The organism is Leclercia sp. GLN_9 (genome assembly GCF_043105735.1).
Taxonomy (GTDB): domain Bacteria; phylum Pseudomonadota; class Gammaproteobacteria; order Enterobacterales; family Enterobacteriaceae; genus Enterobacter; species Enterobacter adecarboxylatus.
The window spans coordinates 406,490-427,080 of the sequence record NZ_JBICLV010000017.1; the positions used below are offsets into that span (position 1 = coordinate 406,490).

The following is a 20,591-nucleotide window of genomic DNA, read 5'->3' on the forward strand; positions in this document are numbered from 1 at the left end:
GTTTCTAAAAAGGCGAAAGCCGCGGTGCGCGAACACCAACGGCTTTCAGGTGCAAAAACGGTAGGTAATTGCGGAGATCAGTATGTCAAATACCGCTGAAGTTATCAAATTCCCCGCGCAGCAGGGAAAACAGGAGAGCCGCATGGCTGAACTGGAGAACGGCTATTTGCGTTTAGCTAACCAGATTCAGGATGCCCTGTGTATCGTCGAGTTATCAGGACGTGAATTCCGTGTGCTGAACGCTATCGTTCGCCTGACGTATGGCTGGTCGAAGAAATCAGACCGGATCGCCAATAGCCTCATCGCAGACAAAACGACGCTGAAGGTGAAGCATGTCTCTGAAGCTGTGCTGAGCCTGGCTTACCGGAACATCATCATCCTGCGCCGGATTGGGCAAACCAGATACATAGGGATCAACACCAACCTGGATAAATGGGCTTACGCCAAGCCGAATTGCATGAAGTGTCCAGCGGCTTTCCCTGCTGCTGAAGTTGTCTCATGGGTTATTACCCTCCCCGAAAGCGGAAATAACCATCCCCAAAAACAGGGAGAATCATCCCTGAAAAAAGGGATAACCACCCCCGAAAACAGGGATAGCAGTTTTACCCCCTCAACCATCCCTGAAAACAGGGATAACCATCCCCAAAAACAGGGAGAGGTATCCCTGAAAACAGGGAACACCAAAGACATTCTTCCAAAGACAAATATAAATACAGATCTAACCCCCTCTAATCCCCCAGGGGGGAAGGTGAAGTTTGACCCGCTGAGTATCCCGGTTCCTGAATGGCTGGATGCGTCGTCCTGGAGTGAGTGGGTTGCTTATCGCAAGCAGTCTGGCAAAGCCATCAAAACCGAACTGACCGTCACCAAGGCGTTCAGCCTGCTGAAGCAGTGTCTGGACGAAGGTCACGATCCGGTAGCCGTAATTAACGCCAGTATCGCCAACGGGTACCAGGGACTGTTCAAGCCAAAATTCGGGCTGAACAGCCGCAATGCGGGGCGGGATGTTAATCACATTTCCAAGCCTGATAAGACTATTCCATCGGGTTTCAGGGGGGCTAAATAGTGGACCCGTTACTGCAATACGCCTGTAAGCGCCTGAGCGAGCTTGAAAGCCTGATGCTGGTGGACGTGACCGAAACCGTATGGCCAGCCGAAGTGGGCATGGTCTACGGCCAAGTCGAAAACGCCGCGGATCTCCCGGCGCATGACCAGCGCCGCCTGAAGCATCACATCAACCGCATGTGGCTGGAGAATATGCCGGTGCCGGCCATCGTTACCGCGGCCCGATCACTGGCCTGCGCAATGGGAGAATACGCGTGAGAGAAATCATCGTTGATAACTTTGCAGGCGGCGGCGGGGCGAGTACGGGGATTGAGCTGGCGACCGGCCGCAGCGTGGACATTGCCATCAACCACGACGAGAACGCTGTGGCGATGCACACCACGAACCATCCGGACACGCTGCACTACTGCGAATCGGTTTTTGATGTAAATCCCCTCGTGGCGACTGCTGGCCGCCCGGTGGGGCTGGCGTGGTTCTCGCCGGACTGCCGCCACTTTTCAAAGGCCAAAGGCTCAAAACCGGTGGAGAAAGAAATTCGCGGTCTGGCGTGGATCGTCATTCGTTGGGCGCTGGCGGTTCGACCGCGCGTGATGATGCTGGAGAACGTGGAAGAGTTCAAAACGTGGGGGCCGCTTATCGAATCGGCAGACGGCGGGCAGCGACCGGACCCGGAACGCGCTGGCGAAACCTTCGAAGCGTTCTGCGGCATGCTATCTGGAGGTATCCCCGCCGGGCATCCGGCGCTGTTGGAGTGCTGCGAGTTTCTGGATATTGACGCCGACGGCGTGCAGGCGCATCAGCTGGTGACCGGGCTGGGTTATGCCGTTGATCACCGTGAGCTGCGAGCTTGCGATTTTGGCGCGCCGACCATCCGGAAGCGATTCTTCATGGTAATGCGCTGCGATGGCGTGCCAGTGACCTGGCCGGATCCGACCCACGGTGACCCAAAAACGCCAGCAGTGCAGAGCGGCAAGCTGGCCCCATGGCGCACCGCGGCGGAATGTATCGACTGGTCTATTCCGGGACAGTCCATCTTCGACCGCAAAAAGCCGCTGGCAGAGAACACGCTTAAGCGCATCGCGCGCGGCATCCAGCGCTTCGTGATTGATAGCGCCTCGCCGTTTATCGTGAAGTGCAACCACACCACGAAGGAAGGGAAATACGACTGCTTTCGCGGGCAGGCGCTGGCGGAGCCGCTGCAGACCATCACCAAAACGCACGGCTATGCGATTGCGGTACCGCACCTGACTAAGTTCCGCACCGGAGCGACCGGGCAGCCGGTTTCCGAACCGGTGCCAACGGTGACAGCTGGCACGTCAGTGCGCCCTGGCGGAAATGGGCATGCGCTGGGTATCGTTGAGGCGGAGCTGGCCCCGCTGATCGCCCGGCAGTTCGGTGCCAGCATCGGGCACCGCGCAGACGAGCCAAGCGCCACGATCACCGCCGGTGGTGGTGGGAAATCGCAGTTGGTGTCCACAACCCTGATTCAGATGGGTTACGGCGAACGCCCGGGGCAGGAACCGCGCGTGCCCGGCCTGCATAAGCCGCTGGGAACGGTCGTCGCTGGTGGCGGCAAGTTCGGGCTGGTGGCGGCGAATCTGGTCAAGCACTTCGGCGGGAACTACCAGGGCGCTGGTGTAGCGCTGGATGAGCCAGCCCACACGGTCACCACCACCGATCATCATGGCCTGGTCACATCGCACCTGGTGATGCTGCGCGGAACCTGCCGGGACGGGAGGGTGGTTGACGCACCAGCGCCTGGTCTTACTGCTGGAGGTCTACACGTTGGCAACGTCGAAACCACATTAGCGACTGAGGGATATGATCAGCAGCGCGCGGCGCAGGCGCTGGCGTTCCTGCATGAGTATTGCGGGGCAGATGCTGACGGTCTGGTGACGGTTGACGGCGTTGTTTACCGTATCGTTGATATCGGCATGCGTATGCTGCAGCCCGCAGAGCTGTACCGCGCCCAGGGTTTCCCTGAGTGGTATATCATCGACCAGGACTTCCGGGGCGTGAAGTACGCGAAGGATAAACAGGTTGCCCGCTGCGGTAACGCCGTGCCGCCGCCGTTCGCTGAAGCGCTGGTGCGTGCTAATTTGCCGGAGCTATGTCAGTCAAAAAAAATTGCAGCCTGACCTATAATCCCCTCAATACTGAGGGGATTATATGAGTAATCAGATTATTTTTTTGTTTCCCGTTTTTCGTAAGGAAACTCCAAATACTCCATATCGCTTTTAATATCCGCTGTGCGCACCCAGTCCCACCATTTGCTCTTATATTCATCGGTGTTACGTTCATCTCTTTTGGACTGAATTATATCTAAAATAGGTTCTTTCATATCCGGATGTTTGTTGAATAGTTCATCCAGTGAGGTTGTAAGAACGTTTGATCTTAAGCAAAGCTTGAAAAAAGCCTTACGCATTTCCAAATTATCGGCTTCGTATTTTTTGAGCTGGCCTTCATACTTTGCTTGCATCGCATTTTTTTGAATCCTCAGTTTCGAAAGAGCGGCATCCGCATCCAAACGCTGGGTCTGTGAATCAAGCTCGTGAGCGAGTTTTTCTTTATGAGCAGTCTCGCTTGCTCTGTGTGCTTCTCTATCCCTTTGCGCGGCATCGAAGTCGTGGTTAAAAAATGGATTATTACCCTTGCCCCAGAAACCCATGAAGATATCCTCACGTTAATTTGCATGAACCCACCGAGCTTTTCAGCTTCATCTTCCCAAAATCAGTAGTATATGGCAATGCATGCTATCGCCGTTCACTAAGGTGTTGGCGAAGGCAAACCTGCTGAAGCTCTGTGCTGGGAAGGAATAGGCCGCTTGATGCGTACCCTGAATGCCGTTTAACCGCGGCATTTCTTCACCTGATCGATAATACCGATCGATATCACGATATTGATCAATGAAATTGATCAGATATTAACCGTGGGCGGCAACAAATTATCAACCTGACATGGAGTGTCAGCGTCGCTATATACCGTAAGAGTCCCGCCCGCATACGGTTTCACGCTGCTGAAGGTTTTCTAATCAAATATTTACTCCAGCAGTTTCTGCCCCGCGCAGGTGTTAAAAATAAGGGGCAATTTTTACATGGAAGTGACGCAAAAATTCCTTCAAATCAAACAGATGAATGCGCTTGCGTATACATGGGGTTCACGGGCATACTTAAGCCAAACGGATAATTACTGTTTATATATACAGTATTTTGTTGTATGGTTTAAGTGCTACAGAAAAAAATGAATTTTTCTTCCGGCGAACCTATTAGGAAATTTGCGCCATTTGTTATTTTGGCTCTGTGGAGTGGAGTTCTCCCCGCCGGGAGAGGGTATTTGGTGATAGCAAAGTGAGGAGGTCGATGTGAAAGAAAAGCAGGAGCAGGGTGACTGGTACGACATTATCAGGCGTTCAGACGGCAAGCTTATTGGTTCTATGCCGTTTGAAAGCCGATGTCTCGTCTACACTAGGAATGGCATGGTTTCGTGCCGCCCGCTGCTGGAGGATGAAGGGATTTTTAATCTTACGTCCGGAACCCGTTTTCTTCGCCGCCTCGGCTACCACGTCAATCAACCCTCTGATATTATGATATCAACGGACTGAACACCCGTTGACCTGATGCGCCACGGAGAACACCATGGCGCAGTTACAACTCATCAAGAATTCTGCAGGAACCCTGATCCCCGCATCGCCGGAGACCAGTGAATTACTGCAATCAAAAATCAAGCTCGGCGCTGTGCTGGTGGCCGACTTCAAACAGGTCCGTAATCCGGCCTTCCATCGTCGCTTCTTTGCTCTGCTGAATCTCGGCTTCGAATACTGGGAGCCAACCGGCGGCGCTATCTCCTCCAACGAACGCAAGCTGGTGACCGGCTATGCGAAGTTCCTGGCATCGTTTGGCGGGAGTGAAACCGCGCTGCTGGATGCTGCTGAGCAGTATCTCGAGCAGGTGGGAAACCGCCGCGTCACCAACGGCATCAGCCTGTGCAAATCGTTCGACGCCTACCGCGCTTGGGTAACCATCGAATCTGGGCACTATGACACCATCCAGCTGCCTGATGGAACCCTCCGGAAACATCCCCGTAGCATCGCCTTCGCCAACATGGACGAGACCGAGTTTCAGCAGCTCTACAGAGCCGCGCTCGATGTTCTGTGGCGATGGATATTGTCCAGGGCATTCAGGGATCAGCGCGAGGCTGAGAACGCCGCTGCGCAGCTGCTGAGCTTCGGGGGCTGACCAGATGGCTAAATCATGGTTCCACTACACCGAATGCACAACCGAGCAGGCCGATGAACTTCAGCGGCTGTACCAGCGCCGCGGCGTAGCCGTAACGCGCAGCCTCAACCCTGGCTACCAAACATGGACCGTCAGCGTAGAGCGGCAGGAGGTGAAGTACCTCGAGCCCACGCCGCGTACGTTCCGGCAAAAGGTCTGGGGGTGAGCATGGCTAAGAAACCCCGCCGTAAATGCGCAAACCAGAGCTGCCGTGAGTGGTTCCACCCGGCTCGTGACGGCCAGGTGGTCTGCTGCTACGAATGCGCCACCGCCGTTGCCAAAGCGCAGACCGCGAAGAACCGGGCCGAGGCTCTGCGTGCTGAGAAGAAGCGCCAGCGCGAAGAGGAGAAGGAGCAGCGTGCGCGGCAGGCCGAGCGTCGCCAGGCAGTGAAGCCGTTAAGTTACTTCCGCGACCAGGCACAGCAGTCCTTCAACGAGTTCATCCGGTACCGGGATCGGCATCAGCCATGCATCAGTTGCGGCCACTACCATGACGGGCAATACCACGCCGGCCACTTCCGCACGACTGGCGCCAATCCAGAACTGCGCTTCAACGAAGACAACTGTCATAAGCAATGCTCAGCCTGCAATAACCATCTATCGGGCAACCTGACGGCCTACCGTCCGGCGCTGATCGCCAAAATCGGCCAGGCCCGCTTTGATTTCCTGATGGGCCCGCACGAATTACCGAAATGGAAGCGCGACGACTACATCCGGATCCGCGATGAGTACCGCGCAAAACTCAAAGAACTTAAGCAGCAGGTGGCCGCATGAAACCAGAACTGATCGAATCGCTTCGCATGCGCTGGCTGCGCCTCCGCATTTATCGCCGCCCGGGTACGGTGCTGGTGGACTATCGCATCCTTCGTAACTTTATTCGCATCTACCAGATTGCAGGAGCTGCAGCATGATCACTCAAGACCTGGAATTTGTACGTCAGCAGCTCATCGTTGCGACTGCAGATCTGAGCGGGGCGACGAAAGGGCAGTTGATGGCCTGGCTGGAGAACGCCCAGTTCGACACGAAGACCTTTAAGCGGAAGAAGCCCAAAGTTTGGGACGAAGAAAGCGAGAAATGGGTACCGGTTGATAACCCACCGATCCCCGGCAAACAGTCACACGCGAAAGGCTCGCACATTCCTCTGGTTCAGCCGGTCGAATACTCCACAGCATCGTGGCGCCGGGCGGTCCTGTCGCTTGAAGAGCACCAGAAGGCGTGGCTGCTCTGGAACTACAGCGAAAACACGCGCTGGGAGAACCAGGTGGCGATCACCCAATGGGCCTGGGCCGAGTTCAGGGCGCAACTGGGCACTAGGAAAGTGGCCGGCAAGACCATGGACAGGCTGAAGACCTTAATCTGGCTGGCGGCGCAGGACGTGAAGGAGGTATTGGCCGGGCGTGACCATTATCAGTATGGGGATCTGGCCGCGCTGGTGGGTGTGAACAAAACCAATTGGTCTCAGAACTATGTCGAGCATTGGGAAAAGATGACAGGGCTGTTTTGCCGCTTAGATACTGACTCACTGAAGCAAGTTTCGCGATCACGTTCACAACAAAAGGCATCTAATTATCAACCAAGTATTGCAGAAATGAACTAATTGACGTATATTTCGACTAAATCTGATATCGTCGCCATAGCTTTGGTTGTCGACCGAATCACACAAAAGAGCCCGAGGTTAACCCCTTGGGCTTTTTCGTATCTGGAATACCCTACCTGGGACTATAAGCGCATAGCGCAACGCAGCACCCATCGATTGGCGGACCAGAACCCGCCTTTTTTATTCAGGGCTCCGGGGATCATCATCAACTCGTTTTGTCGTTAATTCATCCCGAGAGCCCCACCTCTACACATGGACTACCTATGTCTGAACCTCTAACCATTGCTGGCGGTGTCACGTCCGCAACTATCGGAGTGACGTTCGCATCTCTGTTCCCCGAGGCAACGCCCGGCGTAATGCTGTGCGCGCTGGCTGGTGCAGCAATGTACGTTCTGACATCCGATCCACACCAACTGTGGAAGCAGTTCCTGTTCGCCGTCATCAGCTTTGTTGGTGGGGTGTTCTTCTCGGTACCGATGGCGAAGATACTGGCCGGGGTGATTAACACCGCCCTTGGCCTGTTGCAGCCTCCGGTAAGCATCGAGGTATCCCCGAACATTGGCGCGCTGGTTTCCGCTTCCATCTCTGTCGCAGTCCTGCTTCGCATCCTCGCCAAATCAAAGCGGGGGAAAATGCCGGGACTGGAGGAGGAAGGTAAATGACATGGCAAACCATCGTTCTTGATGTAAACGCCATTATCTGCGCGCTGATAGCCGTCCGGCTGATGTTCTTCAGTAAGAGTGGAAAGCGACACCGTCCAGCTGTTGCATGGATGGCGTACCTGATGATTCTGGCGGCTGGATTTACTTCATTCCGCATTCTCTACGGCAAATATCTGCAGGTCGATCCGGGAGAGCTGATGCTCAACGTCGCCATATGCGTCGCGGTGTGGCGCTCCCGAGGTAATCTCGCCAAAGTTTTTCAGAAGGCCGGGCAATGACCAAAGACGACATCTTCAATGCCATCCTCGGCAAAGAGGGCGGCTACGTAAATCACCCGGATGACAAAGGCGGCCCGACGAACTGGGGCATTACCCAGGCGACGGCCCGCGCTCATGGTTATTCCGGTGATATGCGCAACCTGACCCGCGAGCAGGCTCTGGAAATCCTCGAGGCTGATTACTGGTATGGTCCACGCTTCGATCAGGTGGCAGCTGTATCACCAGTTATCGCCGCCGAGCTCTGCGATACCGGCGTGAACATGGGGCCATCGGTACAGGTAAAGTGGTTCCAGCGCTGGCTGAACGTATTCAACAACCAGCAGCAGTTCTATCCCGATCTGATCGCCGACGGCCAGATTGGCCCGCGCAGCATCAGTGCGCTGAAATCCTTCCTGGCGAAACGCGGTAGTGAAGGGGAAACCGTATTGCTCCGCGCATTGAACTGCAGCCAGGGCCAGCGATACCTCGAGCTGGCAGAGCAGCGTCCGGCTAATGAGTCATTCGTGTATGGCTGGATCCGGGAGCGAGTCAGCCTATGACCAAACTGAAAGCCATCCTGGCAGGAATCGGGCTCGCCATCATGCTGGTTCTGGCCGCATTTGGTATTGGCGGTATGCGTGGGCGAGAAACGGCCGAAGCAGAGGCAGAAAAGAAACGTGCCGACGAGAACGCCGAAGCTACCAAAGCAGCCGCAGAACGCCGCGTAGAAGTAACTAGGGAGGCCGTCAATGTTCAGCAGACTGTTAACCATATGCCTGATGACGATGTCGATCGTGAGCTGCGCGCAAACTGGACCCGCAAAGGTTGAGGTTACCGACACCGGCTGTGATTGGGTCAACGTCATCCGCCTCACAGAGCATGACATCGAAGTGATGGATCGCCAGACGAAGAAAGACGTACTGGTGCATAACAAGTCGTGGCAGGTGAACTGCCAGCCGAATGAATACCGGGCCTCGCAATAGCGGTGATTTCACTAACTGAAAAAACCAGATGAGCGCCACCACTTTGAGAGAGTGATTTTTATTAGGCGGAAATATACAGCGTATCTGATGATGAGTTTGTTAAAAGAGATTAAAATAGTCTCTTCGAAAATCACGGTGTAACGCGATGAAAATAGTTAACAAAAAACAGTTCCATAAGCTGCCCGCTAATACTGTTTACAGTAGATATAAGTCTTGTATGTTAGGTGACCTTGAGATCAAGGGTAATACGATTGGCAGATATGAATTTATGAACTGCAGGATTACAAATGCTGTAGATATGTCTGATCCAGAGTTAGATAAATTTGATATTCTCGTAGCAGCAGAGGATGACGGCGTGAGCTTCGGTATGGATTTCGCTAGAGAATATCCGGAACGACTATTCGAAGAGGATGAGTTGTTTGCAGTATGGGAAAAAGATGACGTTGTAAACTTGATAGCAAGATTAAGTAAATGCCTTTAACGAAGACCGCCTCCGGGCGGTTTTTTATTGCCATCACCATGGGCAGACCCATCGTAATGGCGTAGCGGGCGAATTGTAAAACTAAAGACCGCGATAAGCGATTTGAGCAATGTTTCTACCGACTTTGGACAAGGCCGTTTGATCAGCCCATCGATAAATTAGCCCCATGGAATTCAGCATGCTATGCGTCCCGTCCTTATCGGTATCCTCTAATAAGGCCGTAGGAATGTATTTCCCGCCATGAAGCCTTGGATAAAATTTACGCAAGGATTTCAATGCCGGAACTGAAGCATTTAGTATGATTAAAATCATGTCGTTAGCTTCTTCGTGGGTTAGTACGCCCATAGCCAAAGCATTCGTTACGTTGGATACCATGGTTGCTTTATAAGGCTTCTCTGAGTCTATTAGCACCTGAACTAACGTGTCTGTAAACTCCTCAGCGGCTTCTTGAGTAGCAAATTTGGTGCGTAACGCCTCAGGGTCTTTTATTAGCGAGGCCTCCCAAAACGCTTTCGTATTTCTGTACAGCTTTCTTTCTTGGTAGGTATTTTTTACATTCCATAATTTTAATGCCCAGCCAACGAAAGGTATTGATTCTGCAGCTTCAAGGCCTGCATCACAAGCGTCTGCTATGACGTCTTTGTTTTGCTTTAATGTGTCAATAAGCGAACTAAAACCCGTGTTTTTCTCCATAAACTCTCCAAAGTGAAAATATGGCACTCAACACAAAGCAGGATATGTTTTGTCGCGAGTACCTCATCGATTTAAACGCCACGCAAGCGGCTATTCGGGCGGGGTACAGCGTTAAAACTGCTAACCGCATCGCCGCTCAGCTATTGTCAAAACTTGACATCCAAAACAGAATTGCCGAACTCAAGAGTAAGCGCAACGAGGATGTGGGCATTGATGCTGATTATGTGCTCCGGCGCTTGGTTGAAATCGACCAGATGGACGTTCTGGACATCCTAAAAGACGATGGAACATTAAAGCCCATATCACAGTGGCCTAAGGTGTGGCGCATTACCTTGCAGGGGATGGACATCTCAACGACCATTCAGGATTTTGACGAGAAGACCACGGAAACGATCCTCAAAAAGATTAAATGGCCTGACAAGGTTAAAAACCTCGAACTCCTCGGCAAGCATGTGCGTGTGCAGGCATTCAAAGAGCAGGTCGAGCAGAAGGTCACCGCAACCCACAGCATCATGCCGGTCCCCTCCTGCGATATCCGCATACCGCGCTGCTGTATGTGTCGTTCAACGCAAAATCCTTCAACAACATCCCGAAGATATCCTGCAAGCCGAAAGGGCGGATTATCCGCATCCCGCAGAACTATGATCCGGTTAGCCGGGTTTATAACGGCACCTGGGATGGGACATTCAAATGGGGCTGGTCGAATAACCCGGCATGGATCTGGTTCGATGTACTCACGGAGCCGCGCTTTGGCCTGGGTCGTCGGGTAACGGCAGCCATGCTGGATAAGTGGGAGCTGTACCGCATTGCCCAGCGCTGTGACCAGAAGGTACCGGACGGGAAGGGCGGTACCGGCACAGAACCGCGATTCATGTTTGATGTCTATATCCAGTCGCAGGCCGATGCCTGGCAGGTGATTAAGGATATCGCCGCTGGCTTCAACGGTATGACGTTCTGGGGCAACAACATGTTCAATGTTGTCTCGGACATGCCAGCGGACACGACGAAGCTGCAGATCCTCACTCGCGCCTCGGTCGTCGGAAAGCCGAACTATTCCAGCGGCAGCGAGAAGAACCGCTACAGTTCGGCGCTGATTAACTTCAGCGACCCGGACAACCACTATCAGGATCGCACCACTGCGGTGATGTTTCCTGACCTGGTGAAGCAGTTCAAATTCAAGCAAACGCAGCTGACTGCCATCGGCTGTACGCGCGAGAGTGAGGCGCAGCGCCGCGGCGGATGGGCGGTGTACTCCAACTACCTCGATCGCATGATCACGTTGCAAACCGGGCTGGATGGCTTTGCCTATGTTCCCGGCACCGTGTTCGCTTTTGCGGATGAGCGCTTTTCCGGGCGAGTGTATGGTGGGCGAGTTGTAAGCTACGACGCCGGGCTTAAAGCCGTTACAACCGATCGCGGGACCAGCGCCGTCCCGGGCGATACGCTGATGATCCGCACCCAGGGCGGCATTGTGGAAAACCGGGTCATTCAGGCGGTCAACGGCATGCAGTTAATCGTGGCCACGGCGTTTTCCTCTGCGCCAGCGCCAGATGCCGTTTTCGTTATCGATGCCGGACAGCTGCGCCTGCAGTATTTCCGTGTGATGAACCTGACATTCAACGACGAGGAGAACACCTACACCATTACTGGTGCGGAATACAACGCCTCGAAATATGACGCTGTCGATAACAATGCGCGCCTGGACATCCCGCCAGTCAGCCTGATTCCTACAGGTGTTGTCTCTCAGCCCGGAAACGTCGTGGTATCGAGTTACGACTCGGTGCGACAGGGGCAGCGCATTGCCACGCTGACGGCCTCCTGGGATGCTCCGCTGGATAAAGCCGGGAAACCTCAGGCAGACGTGATCGCCTACCAGGCACAGTGGCGACGGGGTGACAGTGAGTGGGTTAACGTACCGCAAACCGGGCTGCGCAATATCGAAGTGCCGGGGATCTACGAAGGTGATTACCTGGTGCGTGTCAGGGCGATTAACGCTGGCGGCGCATCCAGCCTGTGGGCCACCTCAGTGCTGACGCATCTCAAGGGCCGGGCCGGTGATGTGCCAAAGCCCGCCAATTTCCGTACCACGCCGTTGCTCTGGGGCGTGCAGCTGGACTGGGATTTCCCGGCTGGTACCGGCGATACCTTACAGACGGAGATCCAGTATTCCACTGCATCGACCGGCACAAATCCGCTTCTGCTGGCCGGGGTACCCTATCCGCAGCATGTTTATCAGCAACTGGGCCTGAAAGCCGGGGTGGGATTCTGGTACCGTGCGCGGCTTGTCGATCGCACCGGCAATAAGTCAGCATGGACTGATTTCATTCAGGGCAGCAGCAGCTCGGTTGCAGCTGATTACCTGGTGGATATCGATAACCAGATCAAACAGACAGACGCGTATAAGGAACTCACCGCGGATATCGCCGATCTCAGCGACGATATTCAGTCAGCGCGCGACGACATCAGCAAAGTCACGACAGAGTCTGCGGCAACCAAAGCAGGCCTGGCACAGGAGGTCACGGACCGTAAGAAAGCAATCACCGATGAAGCGGCAGCACGTGGCCAGGCGTTGCTGACCGAGAAGAACGCGCGCGTCGCGGATATCAGCAACGTCAATCAGACGATCCAGACCACCACCGAATCACTGGCGCAGATGATGGCGCAGATTTCTGCGGGTACTGGCGCACAGTTTGATCCACTCAAAATCTGGTATTTCGATTCGACAGTGGAGGGCTGGACCGGGAACGGGACCCCGACCTTTGTTGACGGGTGGATCCGCCCGGCGAACCATGCCACCGATCCATGGGTGGCGTCTCCCGGTTCACTGGGTGTTAACTCGTCGTCCTATCGCTTCGTTAAACTGCGCATCAGGAAGTTCGGGGCGCCGGGCTGGGCGGGGCAGCTGCGGTGGCGGGGTACCGGTGGTTTTAACGATACCAACATGGTCACCGTCGCCGAGCCTGCTTATGACGCGAACGGGATCGCCACGCTGGAGTTCGACAATATTCCCTGGCTGACTGAAGCCACAATGAATCAGTTCAGGCTGGATCTGTCCACTAAGCAGGATGCGACGAACTACTACCTGATTGACTGGGTGGCGCTCGGGCGGCCTACGCCCGGTGCAGGTATGGCGGCGCTGCAGCAGGAAACGACAGCACGTGTCGCTGGCGACCAGGCGGAGTCCACAGCGCGCGAGACGCTGGCGACGCAGATCCGGGGCGGCTATACCGGTGACGATCCGTCAAAACTGGCATCGGGTCTGCTGTACACCGAACGCCAGGCACGCATCACGGCGCAGGAAGCTGAGGTGACGGAGCGGAAGAAGCTGGAATCGACCGTTAACACTAATCAGGCATCTGTTACTCAGGAGCTGGCGACGCTGACGACAGAGCAGGAGGCCCAGGCCACCACGCTTTCGGGCCTGCAGACCACAGTTGGCAAAAACACCGCTGCGATAACGCGCATTGATAAAGCCGTTTCTGATAACAATCAGGCGCAGACCTCCGCGCTGGCTGCGGTTAAGGCCACGACCGACAAGAACACGGCGGATATCAGCACGGAAACCACGGCCCGTACGGATGGTGACAGCGCGCTGGGCCGCCGTATCGACAGCCTCAAGGTTGATGTGGACGGTAACACGGCCAGCCGGGACGCCGGTATTGTTGGTAACGTCACCAATGCGCTCGCCAACTTCATGGCGTTCTCAGATCAGCGCGTGACGTTCGCCGTTGGCGAAACAAAAACGATGGCCGAGATCACCGAAGCCCGGAAGACCGCAGCGGATGCTACAAGCGCCGTGGCGGAGCAGGTCACTACGCTTAAGGCCACGGTTGAGCAAAACGGCCAGACCAACGCCGCAGCGATCACCAGGATTGACCGGACGGTTGCGGATCTGGAGAGCGCAACAGCGACCAGCATTCAGCAGGTGACGGCTGCAATTGGCGATACCAATGCCAACGTCCAGACGACCAGCCAGGCTGTTGCTGATATCAATGGCAAGCTGAGCGCGCAGTGGGGCGTTAAAGTTCAGGTGGAGGCGAACGGCGTTAAACGCATCGCGGGTATCCAGCTTGGCATTGACGGTACAGGGGCCTCAAACTTCCTGATTTCAGCCGATACGTTTGCGGTTTATAACCCGACGACGAACGGGCAGGAGCTGGTGTTTGCGGCAACCGGTGGACAGATGTTCATGCGTTCGGTGTTCATCCAGGACGGGTCCATCGATAACGGCAAGATCGGCAATTACATCCAGTCAAGCAACTGGGACGGGACCGGCAATGTCGGCTGGCATATCAATAAATCCGGGTATGCCACGTTTAACGGTGTGACTGTTCGCGGGACGATTTATGCCACCGATGGGAGTTTTAGAGGCAGAGTTGAGGCGACCAGCGGGAGCTTTAAGGGCACGGTTGAGGCGACATCTTTCATTGGCGATGTCGCCAACACAGGGGTGTACCCCGACTCCAGCAACCGGTCGAACAATGCTGTTTCTACCAGTGTAGCTATGACGTATACCGACTCCAGCAATAGCGTGCTGAATAAAAACGCCGTTGTAGAGTCATTGATATATGTGCGGGGGATTACAGGTGCGGTTACGTCCACCGTTCAGGTAACTATCGCGGGTAACGTCCGTACGTTCAATTATGACGTTCCTGTAGGTGGGCTATGGTTCACTGCACGGCACGCGGCGACCGGGATGGGTGGACAACGTATTGATGCCAGCATTGTCGTTAATTCCAGTAATGCAACCGTGGCAATTTATGCACCAACTATCACTGTGACCCGCGGTACCGGCTCCTTCTCCTGATCCCTACAACCTCAGACCATCCAACCCAGCTCCGGCTGGGTTTTTCATTTTAAGGACATCACGAATGGCCACACTTGATGACGATTTAGCGAAAGCCGTCACGGAAGGGTTTCGCCTGGCGCAAAGCAGTATCATCAACCAGGACCTTATTTTATCGGGTGCCGGTGATGTCACCGTAACCCTGGCAGACGGCTCGAAAAAGACGGGTCCCAGCTGGACGAAGCTGATCGCCCAGGCGGGTGCGGCAGGAGCCAGCGCCGCCGCAGCCAAAACCAGCGAAACAAACGCTCTTGCTTCAAAAAATGCAGCAGCACAAAGCGCCACGAACGCGGCAACGTCTGAGGGGAATGCTCTCTCGTCGAAGAACGCGGCCAAAACTTCAGAAACCAACTCGAAAACGTCTGAGACGAACGCGAAGACTTCAGAGAATAACGCCAAAACCAGCGAAACGAACGCCGCAGCATCACTGGCGGCGGCACAGCTGCTGACGTCTGTACCTTACGAGGAGGCTCCGTTCCCTGACGTCTGGTTACCGCTGAATGATGACATGCGCCTGCTGGCGGGTTCCGCGCCTTATGACCGGCTGACGATTTCCGGGCAGGTACTGGAGCTACCAACAAAGTCAGCGACCTTTGCCCGTTCAACCACTGCAACAGTTATGGATAAGTCAGGGTCAATGCGTTTAGCAGATATTAACGAACCGCGTTTTGAGCGCGGGGGGTTATTAATGGAATCTCAGGCCACGAATTTATATACAAACTCCGAACAGTGGGGGGCGGGGCAACGAGTTACCACAACCAATAATAGCGGCGACTCGCCTCGTGGCGATAAAACGATGGCGTTATTGGTTGAGGATACAGCAAGTTCTGAACACTACTCGCAAGACCGAAATATATCGTTAACAGCAGGCACAACTTATTGTTATTCGGTTTTCGTAAAAGCTCACACAAATCCACGTAATCTATATCTGCGTGTCGCAGCTGGTAGTACAGCCGGTGTTTTCTTCGACCCTGTAGCGGGTGCCTGGGTTGGAACTGGTAATGGTGCTCAGTTTGTCGACCGTGGATTTGAAGTTCTCAGTAATGGTATCTTTCGCGTCTGGATGACATTTACCGCTGCGGCCAGCCAGAGTACAGTTATTCGCCTTCAATTGGGGAATGGACCTTCTTCGAGTTATACCGGTGACGGTGTATCCGGTTTATATGTCTGGGGTGCGCAATTAGAAGACAGTCCTTTCCCAACTTCATACATCCCTACAAATGCGGCAGCAGTGACTCGGACCGCGGATAGTTGGGTCATCCCAGCGGAGAATGCAGGATATAAAACTCTTACCACGCTTTTTGACCGAACCGTTGCCGTGGAGTTAACGACAAAATTTATGCCTGTTGGTGGCTATACAGAGGCTATATCTGTCCAGGGTCCTAGATATGACATCATTTGTCGACTTGATACGAATAAAATGATCCGTTCTTACAGGAGTTCCCCGCTGGAAATTGCCTCACAAGATGGGACGGCAAGTATTTTTTCATACAGAGTTGCGGGTAATAATGTGTATATGTCATTCAATGGCAAGATTACATCAGGCACACGAGCTAATACTGACAATAATGTAATTACGAAATTTGGGAATACAAGTCAGTCAGTTGCCCGGTTCGTATATTACATTCGAAATCTGCGCATCTGGCACCGCGCATTAACTGATAACCAAATTAATGGACTCCGCTAATGAGAGACTTATATCTGCGCTTTAATGACGCCGACGAAATGCGCACGCAGTTAATCGCGGCGGGGTTTATGGATGATGAGGGGCATGGCAGCTTTTATCACCCGGATATCAGCCTGGATATCGTCGGCGTTATCACTGTTCCTGCTGAAGTTATCAATCCCGGTGAGGTAAACGAAGTTATCAAATACACCACCGAACCCGGCTATCACGTCAATTTGCGGGTCATGAATGACTCGCTCGATTTATCCGGGCTGAACGACTTTGTGGTTACACCGAAAACACCGGCTCGCGTCTGGGCTTAGGAGTTAAATCATGGCAAACAGAAAAGACAGTATTACTCTGACCACTGCGGAGATTTCGGATCTGGGCACGGCCGCCAAAAAGGATGTTGGCGCAGCGAAGGGGCAGGTTATAACGGTGGGCGATACGCTGGGAATAGGTGATCCCGTCGTTACTGTCCCGACGTCAGCTCAGGAGAAGGGCGCTCATTACGCATATTATGACGGGAACACCGGGTATGGTGGCTCAGGCGTGGAACTCAAGCACGTTCTCAGGGCTTCATCTGCTGCAACAGGCGGCCTCTCAGTAATCAGGATGATCAATTACTTCAACCGGGACAGGAAGGTTGTAGGGGTTGCATGCTTTGGTGCGTCTGAAGAGTGGAGGGTTAATTTCTATCACTCAGGGAATACGACCCAGGCTGCCGATGGAACCTTAAAAGCAGCCTCGCCAGTCATCCGCCTGTTTCATGACGGCCGCGCAGTCTGCAACGAAGAATCTGAGGGGTGCGCAGTTGAGCGACTGGGCGTCGGGGAGTATCTGATAAGCGGCTGCATAGGGCTCAATTCAGATGCGGCCTGGGGTGGGGTTGATGGCGGGTTCGATATACCCAAAGACCGTAACCGTCAGCCGCTTATCTGGCTGGATTATAAAGTTAACCCGGACGGCTCAGTGCTGGTAAAAACCTTTCACCGTACCCACCCTGATGCTCCGGCGTTCGCCAGAAATGAGATCTCCGGGATTTCCGAAGGCGACCCGGTTGATATCCCGGTCGATCAGTTCGTCTCTGTCCGTGTGGAGATGCCGGTGGACAGCATCTGGAATCAGCGCCAGTTGGAGGCCGCGGCTGCTATGGCTGAAACAGTCCCAGAAGAACAGCCGGATGTTCAGCCGTAATTATCATCAGCTGTCTCAGCGAACAACTCAGGATAGAAAAAAAGCCCGCACGGGAGCGGGCATAACTCCCTTAGCTTTGTTATTAATCCTGCGTTCATGACGCAGGTAAGTAACATATCGGCAGCATTTGCCATTACTTTAAAAATCAGCTTTTTAAAATGTCGACCGGCCAAATGGCACAGGCGGAAATGGGGCAGGGTCAAACTGCGTGTGAAGTATTGATACTGAGAAATGTTGAATTGAGGCACTGTTAGCTATATAAAAATATTTATTAATTTGATACAGCTAACGGCCCGGGGGCATCGTACCTGTCATGAAATTCATCTGTCCTGTTTGCAGAAGTAACCGGTTCTTTTTCACCTCCTTTAATCCCGAGCAAAACCTGCCCCACGGCGCGGTATGTTCCGTATGCGGAACCCGACTTACTACGCGCTCCATTCGTCCAACGCCACGCAGAAGACGCTGGCCTAAACAGGTGGATTAAGTCCCTGCTGACACGAAGCGGGCTCCTGTCACCGCTACAGTCCTCTGGGCTTTTCAGAGCTCAGTTTTATACCGGAAATTCTGGTATACCCGCTTGGTCAATTCGGCAGAACAGCCGGATATTCAGCATTATCTATCAATAGGCAATGCTTTCTTGATCTGCAACCTCTTTAAAACTACTGTATAAATACACAGTAATAATAAATGAGAGGTCACCATGCCCCGCAAATCAGACATTAACGCGGCGTTTACCGCGGCCATACAGCTAAACCCGAAAGGGTATCAGTGCCTTCACACGAATGACTTCATACGTGAGCTGCGCGCCAGGAACTGGCATTTCACCCAGGCTAATGCGAATGAATGGATCGAGCAGTACCAGACTTGCTTCGTAGACAAGACGCCGGACGGTAGCCAGAACCGCCTATGGATGCTGCGCAATATGGGGAGGGTTCTGTAATGGGATTCCCTTCACCTGCAAGCGACTATATAGAGACCAGGCTCACTGCAGAAAGGATTTGCGGCGTAGGCATTGATACCCGCATCCTGGAAACGTCATCCGGGTTTGCGGTGATCGAGCCTGTTACCAGGCTAGTGCAGGGTCAAACTCTGCTGATCCTCTCAGGTGGCCGGACGCAGTTTGCAGAGCTGAGGGGAAAAGCTCTAATCTGTGATGATGGCGAAGCCATAGAAGGGGAGGTAGCGGAAGAGGTAGAAGTAATGGGTAGGGTGACTTTCTTCATAAACAGCGCTGATATCGATGATGAGTCTCCGGTGTAAAAAGTGGTGCGCACCATTATTACCGCAACGGATCGGTAGTGATTTTGCACAAGGAAGTGTGCCGGGTAAAGCGGCAGATGTGATTTCTGAAAGGAGCTACGCAAAGTTTTGCATTAGGATCTGGCGACCACTAAACCTCGTAAAATATGGGGGTTTGGCATCATTTTGCCATCGCCAAATCGAAGGCATAAAAAAACCAACCTCCGCGGGTTGGTTCACAGCGATTTGATATCCGCCAGAGTAAAAAAGCAGAATGATTTAATCCACCTGATCTAGGTAAACATCTCTAGAGTAGGCAATGTAAAAGGTGGATGAGGTGATAAATGATTTACACTAATGTTTGCGGGATCATGTCTTTTATAATGCAAAACAAACATTGAAGTTCTATCACCATATGGCGTGCTAGGTTCATACTCATGAATGCCAACATGATAATGCCATAAGCAGTGTTCATGAACGAACCTAACTTTAGCTATAAAATCAGGATCATCAGTACTAACATCGTCGGAAAATTTGTTTCTTCCTTCAAGATTGGTAAAACCTGATTCCATAACCTTCTGAATGAAAGTACTGATTTTTTTTCGGCTAGATGGAGGGAATGTTTTGTATCTAGCTTTAAAGTGTTCCGTTACAGATACGTTTACAGATCCATTAGCCATGCATCAATCTCGTCAGCAGAAGCGAGTTGAGACGGGATGAGGATATCTGCAGTCGAAATAGAAGCACCGATCTCATCCATGGGATAGTTAGCAAACGTATCTCGGCTCGTAAACTTCGTTTTGGTTGCATTGGCAACATGAGAGCTCATAAAATCAGCTACGTTAACAGTACTGATGCCAGTTGGGGTTGAAAATGTAGAAACCACAAACATAGCGTTAATACTCATTATCCTATCTCCACATCGTGTGGCTCGTCAGTTAGATTTGCATTAAGCGTATCGCGTAATGCTATGGCTTTCTCTCGAGTCAGCGTAACGGAGGCGACTCGTTTTATATCAATTCTTGAACTTGATGGACGACCTGTATCATCTGCGTATGGAAGTACGCGATGACTCAAGAAAGACAGGTTAACATAGTGCGCTCCATCAAGGTTGTACTCGGTCACACCAGCTATATCAGCAAATACATCATGAAAATGCGCATCATTCTCAATTCTGTTCATGGCTTCTTCAGGTGTAGATTTTTTATCTGACTCATTCATTTTGGAGTTCTTCCCTTTGATGGACGAGAATCATACTTCATCTTTGCGCCAATGCAATACTTTAAAACCAAAGAATCAAGTAAGTAACTCTTACAAACATACCCATAACTAATTTAAACATCCATGAAGAAATTATAGAACATCCAAGATGAAAAGAGTATCGACTTGAATCCTAAAATCTTTAATAGAAGTTAAAACTTTGTATACATAAGTATAAAACTTAAAAAAAGAAGTTAGTTGCGTAGTTGTAGCATAACTTTTTGATCTTAATGAAAAAATTCAGGTGACTAACTCGAAGAATTCTTTGTGATGATGATTAAAATCATTAAATGTTGGTCATATGTTAATGGGCAGTTTAGTCAGTGTGCTGATTGACTTCATCACCTCATGTGAGAAGAGGTCTCAATGAC

The 20,591-nt window shown here is 52.7% G+C and carries 24 protein-coding genes and 1 pseudogene; 20 read left to right on the forward strand and 5 right to left on the reverse strand.

Annotated elements, in window-relative coordinates; genetic code table 11:
- Positions 1–76: 76 nt before the first annotated feature.
- Genes ACF8PE_RS12700 through ACF8PE_RS12710 form a run of 3 tightly spaced genes read left to right on the forward strand, consistent with a single transcriptional unit; the run spans position 77 to position 3,203 of the window.
- Positions 77–1,066: a replication protein gene (locus ACF8PE_RS12700; protein WP_392495028.1), complete on the forward strand. Its 990-nt coding sequence runs from the start codon at positions 77–79 to the stop codon at positions 1,064–1,066.
- Complete coding sequence (locus ACF8PE_RS12705) at positions 1,066–1,323, forward strand: hypothetical protein (RefSeq protein ID WP_392494946.1); 258 nt, start codon at positions 1,066–1,068, stop codon at positions 1,321–1,323. Before ACF8PE_RS12700 ends, ACF8PE_RS12705 begins: the two co-directional genes overlap by 1 nt.
- Entirely contained in the window at positions 1,320–3,203 is a 1,884-nt protein-coding gene (locus tag ACF8PE_RS12710) for a DNA cytosine methyltransferase (protein ID WP_392494947.1), read from the forward strand. The genes ACF8PE_RS12705 and ACF8PE_RS12710 overlap by 4 nt, the downstream gene beginning before the upstream one ends.
- A gap of 44 nt (positions 3,204–3,247) precedes the next feature.
- Here ACF8PE_RS12710 and ACF8PE_RS12715 read toward each other — a convergent pair whose 3' ends face one another.
- Positions 3,248–3,733 (reverse strand): hypothetical protein, encoded by a 486-nt coding sequence (locus ACF8PE_RS12715; RefSeq protein ID WP_392494948.1) that lies wholly within the window; start codon positions 3,731–3,733, stop codon positions 3,248–3,250.
- Positions 3,734–4,426: 693 nt separating this feature from the next.
- Here ACF8PE_RS12715 and ACF8PE_RS12720 point away from each other — a divergent pair.
- The 11 genes from ACF8PE_RS12720 to ACF8PE_RS12770 all read left to right on the forward strand — a co-directional run bounded on the left by ACF8PE_RS12720 (position 4,427) and on the right by ACF8PE_RS12770 (position 9,319).
- The gene (locus tag ACF8PE_RS12720) at positions 4,427–4,666 is read left to right on the forward strand and encodes a hypothetical protein (RefSeq protein WP_392494949.1); all 240 of its coding nucleotides are present in this window, start codon (positions 4,427–4,429) and stop codon (positions 4,664–4,666) included.
- 34 nt (positions 4,667–4,700) lie between these two features.
- Positions 4,701–5,300, forward strand: coding sequence for a DUF1367 family protein (locus tag ACF8PE_RS12725; RefSeq protein WP_392494950.1), 600 nt, complete (start codon positions 4,701–4,703; stop codon positions 5,298–5,300).
- 4 nt (positions 5,301–5,304) lie between these two features.
- On the forward strand, positions 5,305–5,505 hold the full coding sequence (locus ACF8PE_RS12730; protein WP_392494951.1) for a hypothetical protein: 201 nt from the start codon (positions 5,305–5,307) through the stop codon (positions 5,503–5,505).
- A 2-nt stretch (positions 5,506–5,507) separates the two neighbouring features.
- Positions 5,508–6,113, forward strand: coding sequence for a recombination protein NinG (locus tag ACF8PE_RS12735; protein WP_392494952.1), 606 nt, complete (start codon positions 5,508–5,510; stop codon positions 6,111–6,113).
- A complete protein-coding gene (locus ACF8PE_RS12740; RefSeq protein ID WP_057107415.1) occupies positions 6,110–6,250 on the forward strand; it encodes a YlcG family protein in 141 nt (46 codons plus the stop codon). The genes ACF8PE_RS12735 and ACF8PE_RS12740 overlap by 4 nt, the downstream gene beginning before the upstream one ends.
- Complete coding sequence (locus ACF8PE_RS12745) at positions 6,247–6,936, forward strand: bacteriophage antitermination protein Q (protein ID WP_392494953.1); 690 nt, start codon at positions 6,247–6,249, stop codon at positions 6,934–6,936. Before ACF8PE_RS12740 ends, ACF8PE_RS12745 begins: the two co-directional genes overlap by 4 nt.
- A gap of 263 nt (positions 6,937–7,199) precedes the next feature.
- The gene (locus ACF8PE_RS12750; RefSeq protein WP_061353777.1) at positions 7,200–7,598 is read left to right on the forward strand and encodes a putative holin; all 399 of its coding nucleotides are present in this window, start codon (positions 7,200–7,202) and stop codon (positions 7,596–7,598) included.
- The gene (locus ACF8PE_RS12755) at positions 7,595–7,876 is read left to right on the forward strand and encodes a phage holin family protein (protein WP_072778333.1); all 282 of its coding nucleotides are present in this window, start codon (positions 7,595–7,597) and stop codon (positions 7,874–7,876) included. The genes ACF8PE_RS12750 and ACF8PE_RS12755 overlap by 4 nt, the downstream gene beginning before the upstream one ends.
- The gene (locus tag ACF8PE_RS12760; RefSeq protein WP_392494954.1) at positions 7,873–8,415 is read left to right on the forward strand and encodes a glycoside hydrolase family 108 protein; all 543 of its coding nucleotides are present in this window, start codon (positions 7,873–7,875) and stop codon (positions 8,413–8,415) included. The genes ACF8PE_RS12755 and ACF8PE_RS12760 overlap by 4 nt, the downstream gene beginning before the upstream one ends.
- On the forward strand, positions 8,412–8,684 hold the full coding sequence (locus ACF8PE_RS12765; protein WP_139564998.1) for a hypothetical protein: 273 nt from the start codon (positions 8,412–8,414) through the stop codon (positions 8,682–8,684). The genes ACF8PE_RS12760 and ACF8PE_RS12765 overlap by 4 nt, the downstream gene beginning before the upstream one ends.
- A 299-nt stretch (positions 8,685–8,983) precedes the next feature.
- Complete coding sequence (locus ACF8PE_RS12770) at positions 8,984–9,319, forward strand: hypothetical protein (RefSeq protein WP_139565000.1); 336 nt, start codon at positions 8,984–8,986, stop codon at positions 9,317–9,319.
- 81 nt (positions 9,320–9,400) lie between these two features.
- On the opposite strand, the gene ACF8PE_RS12775 is transcribed toward ACF8PE_RS12770, so the two are convergent.
- On the reverse strand, positions 9,401–10,012 hold the full coding sequence (locus ACF8PE_RS12775; RefSeq protein WP_139565001.1) for a hypothetical protein: 612 nt from the start codon (positions 10,010–10,012) through the stop codon (positions 9,401–9,403).
- A 20-nt stretch (positions 10,013–10,032) separates the two neighbouring features.
- On the opposite strand from ACF8PE_RS12775, the pseudogene ACF8PE_RS12780 reads away from it, so the two are divergent.
- From ACF8PE_RS12780 to ACF8PE_RS12805, 6 genes and pseudogenes are all read left to right on the forward strand, one after another.
- Positions 10,033–10,509 (forward strand): annotated as a pseudogene (locus ACF8PE_RS12780) (terminase small subunit); the annotation flags it as partial.
- Between the two features lie 59 nt (positions 10,510–10,568).
- Positions 10,569–14,819 (forward strand): DUF1983 domain-containing protein, encoded by a 4,251-nt coding sequence (locus ACF8PE_RS12785; RefSeq protein ID WP_392494955.1) that lies wholly within the window; start codon positions 10,569–10,571, stop codon positions 14,817–14,819.
- A 64-nt stretch (positions 14,820–14,883) separates the two neighbouring features.
- Positions 14,884–16,545: a hypothetical protein gene (locus ACF8PE_RS12790; RefSeq protein ID WP_156654758.1), complete on the forward strand. Its 1,662-nt coding sequence runs from the start codon at positions 14,884–14,886 to the stop codon at positions 16,543–16,545.
- Positions 16,545–16,847: a hypothetical protein gene (locus ACF8PE_RS12795; RefSeq protein WP_156654757.1), complete on the forward strand. Its 303-nt coding sequence runs from the start codon at positions 16,545–16,547 to the stop codon at positions 16,845–16,847. Before ACF8PE_RS12790 ends, ACF8PE_RS12795 begins: the two co-directional genes overlap by 1 nt.
- 10 nt (positions 16,848–16,857) lie before the next feature.
- Positions 16,858–17,721, forward strand: a complete 864-nt coding sequence (locus ACF8PE_RS12800) for a hypothetical protein (RefSeq protein ID WP_231736528.1) — start codon at positions 16,858–16,860, stop codon at positions 17,719–17,721.
- A 939-nt stretch (positions 17,722–18,660) separates the two neighbouring features.
- Positions 18,661–18,981, forward strand: coding sequence for a hypothetical protein (locus ACF8PE_RS12805; protein ID WP_326293258.1), 321 nt, complete (start codon positions 18,661–18,663; stop codon positions 18,979–18,981).
- A gap of 272 nt (positions 18,982–19,253) precedes the next feature.
- On the opposite strand, the gene ACF8PE_RS12810 is transcribed toward ACF8PE_RS12805, so the two are convergent.
- The 3 genes from ACF8PE_RS12810 to ACF8PE_RS12820 are packed head-to-tail and all read right to left on the reverse strand — an operon-like array spanning position 19,254 to position 20,181.
- Positions 19,254–19,640: a hypothetical protein gene (locus tag ACF8PE_RS12810; RefSeq protein WP_326293257.1), complete on the reverse strand. Its 387-nt coding sequence runs from the start codon at positions 19,638–19,640 to the stop codon at positions 19,254–19,256.
- Positions 19,622–19,867 (reverse strand): hypothetical protein, encoded by a 246-nt coding sequence (locus ACF8PE_RS12815; protein ID WP_194499913.1) that lies wholly within the window; start codon positions 19,865–19,867, stop codon positions 19,622–19,624. The genes ACF8PE_RS12810 and ACF8PE_RS12815 overlap by 19 nt, the downstream gene beginning before the upstream one ends.
- On the reverse strand, positions 19,867–20,181 hold the full coding sequence (locus tag ACF8PE_RS12820; protein WP_213279076.1) for a hypothetical protein: 315 nt from the start codon (positions 20,179–20,181) through the stop codon (positions 19,867–19,869). The genes ACF8PE_RS12815 and ACF8PE_RS12820 overlap by 1 nt, the downstream gene beginning before the upstream one ends.
- Positions 20,182–20,591 lie beyond the last annotated feature (410 nt).

What these genes read in the sequence shown, in the direction of transcription:
- ACF8PE_RS12790 (WP_156654758.1), top strand. Translation starts at nt 14,884, where the DNA reads ATGGCCACACTTGATGACGATTTAGCGAAAGCCGTCACGGAAGGGTTT.
- ACF8PE_RS12765 (WP_139564998.1), top strand. Translation starts at nt 8,412, where the DNA reads ATGACCAAACTGAAAGCCATCCTGGCAGGAATCGGGCTCGCCATCATG.
- ACF8PE_RS12745 (WP_392494953.1), top strand. Translation starts at nt 6,247, where the DNA reads ATGATCACTCAAGACCTGGAATTTGTACGTCAGCAGCTCATCGTTGCG.
- ACF8PE_RS12770 (WP_139565000.1), top strand. Translation starts at nt 8,984, where the DNA reads ATGAAAATAGTTAACAAAAAACAGTTCCATAAGCTGCCCGCTAATACT.
- ACF8PE_RS12750 (WP_061353777.1), top strand. Translation starts at nt 7,200, where the DNA reads ATGTCTGAACCTCTAACCATTGCTGGCGGTGTCACGTCCGCAACTATC.
- ACF8PE_RS12795 (WP_156654757.1), top strand. Translation starts at nt 16,545, where the DNA reads ATGAGAGACTTATATCTGCGCTTTAATGACGCCGACGAAATGCGCACG.
- ACF8PE_RS12740 (WP_057107415.1), top strand. Translation starts at nt 6,110, where the DNA reads ATGAAACCAGAACTGATCGAATCGCTTCGCATGCGCTGGCTGCGCCTC.
- ACF8PE_RS12735 (WP_392494952.1), top strand. Translation starts at nt 5,508, where the DNA reads ATGGCTAAGAAACCCCGCCGTAAATGCGCAAACCAGAGCTGCCGTGAG.
- ACF8PE_RS12725 (WP_392494950.1), top strand. Translation starts at nt 4,701, where the DNA reads ATGGCGCAGTTACAACTCATCAAGAATTCTGCAGGAACCCTGATCCCC.
- ACF8PE_RS12755 (WP_072778333.1), top strand. Translation starts at nt 7,595, where the DNA reads ATGACATGGCAAACCATCGTTCTTGATGTAAACGCCATTATCTGCGCG.
- ACF8PE_RS12810 (WP_326293257.1), bottom strand. Translation starts at nt 19,640, where the DNA reads ATGGCTAATGGATCTGTAAACGTATCTGTAACGGAACACTTTAAAGCT.
- ACF8PE_RS12800 (WP_231736528.1), top strand. Translation starts at nt 16,858, where the DNA reads ATGGCAAACAGAAAAGACAGTATTACTCTGACCACTGCGGAGATTTCG.
- ACF8PE_RS12760 (WP_392494954.1), top strand. Translation starts at nt 7,873, where the DNA reads ATGACCAAAGACGACATCTTCAATGCCATCCTCGGCAAAGAGGGCGGC.
- ACF8PE_RS12815 (WP_194499913.1), bottom strand. Translation starts at nt 19,867, where the DNA reads ATGAGTATTAACGCTATGTTTGTGGTTTCTACATTTTCAACCCCAACT.
- ACF8PE_RS12775 (WP_139565001.1), bottom strand. Translation starts at nt 10,012, where the DNA reads ATGGAGAAAAACACGGGTTTTAGTTCGCTTATTGACACATTAAAGCAA.
- ACF8PE_RS12820 (WP_213279076.1), bottom strand. Translation starts at nt 20,181, where the DNA reads ATGAATGAGTCAGATAAAAAATCTACACCTGAAGAAGCCATGAACAGA.
- ACF8PE_RS12730 (WP_392494951.1), top strand. Translation starts at nt 5,305, where the DNA reads ATGGCTAAATCATGGTTCCACTACACCGAATGCACAACCGAGCAGGCC.
- ACF8PE_RS12805 (WP_326293258.1), top strand. Translation starts at nt 18,661, where the DNA reads ATGGGATTCCCTTCACCTGCAAGCGACTATATAGAGACCAGGCTCACT.
- ACF8PE_RS12715 (WP_392494948.1), bottom strand. Translation starts at nt 3,733, where the DNA reads ATGGGTTTCTGGGGCAAGGGTAATAATCCATTTTTTAACCACGACTTC.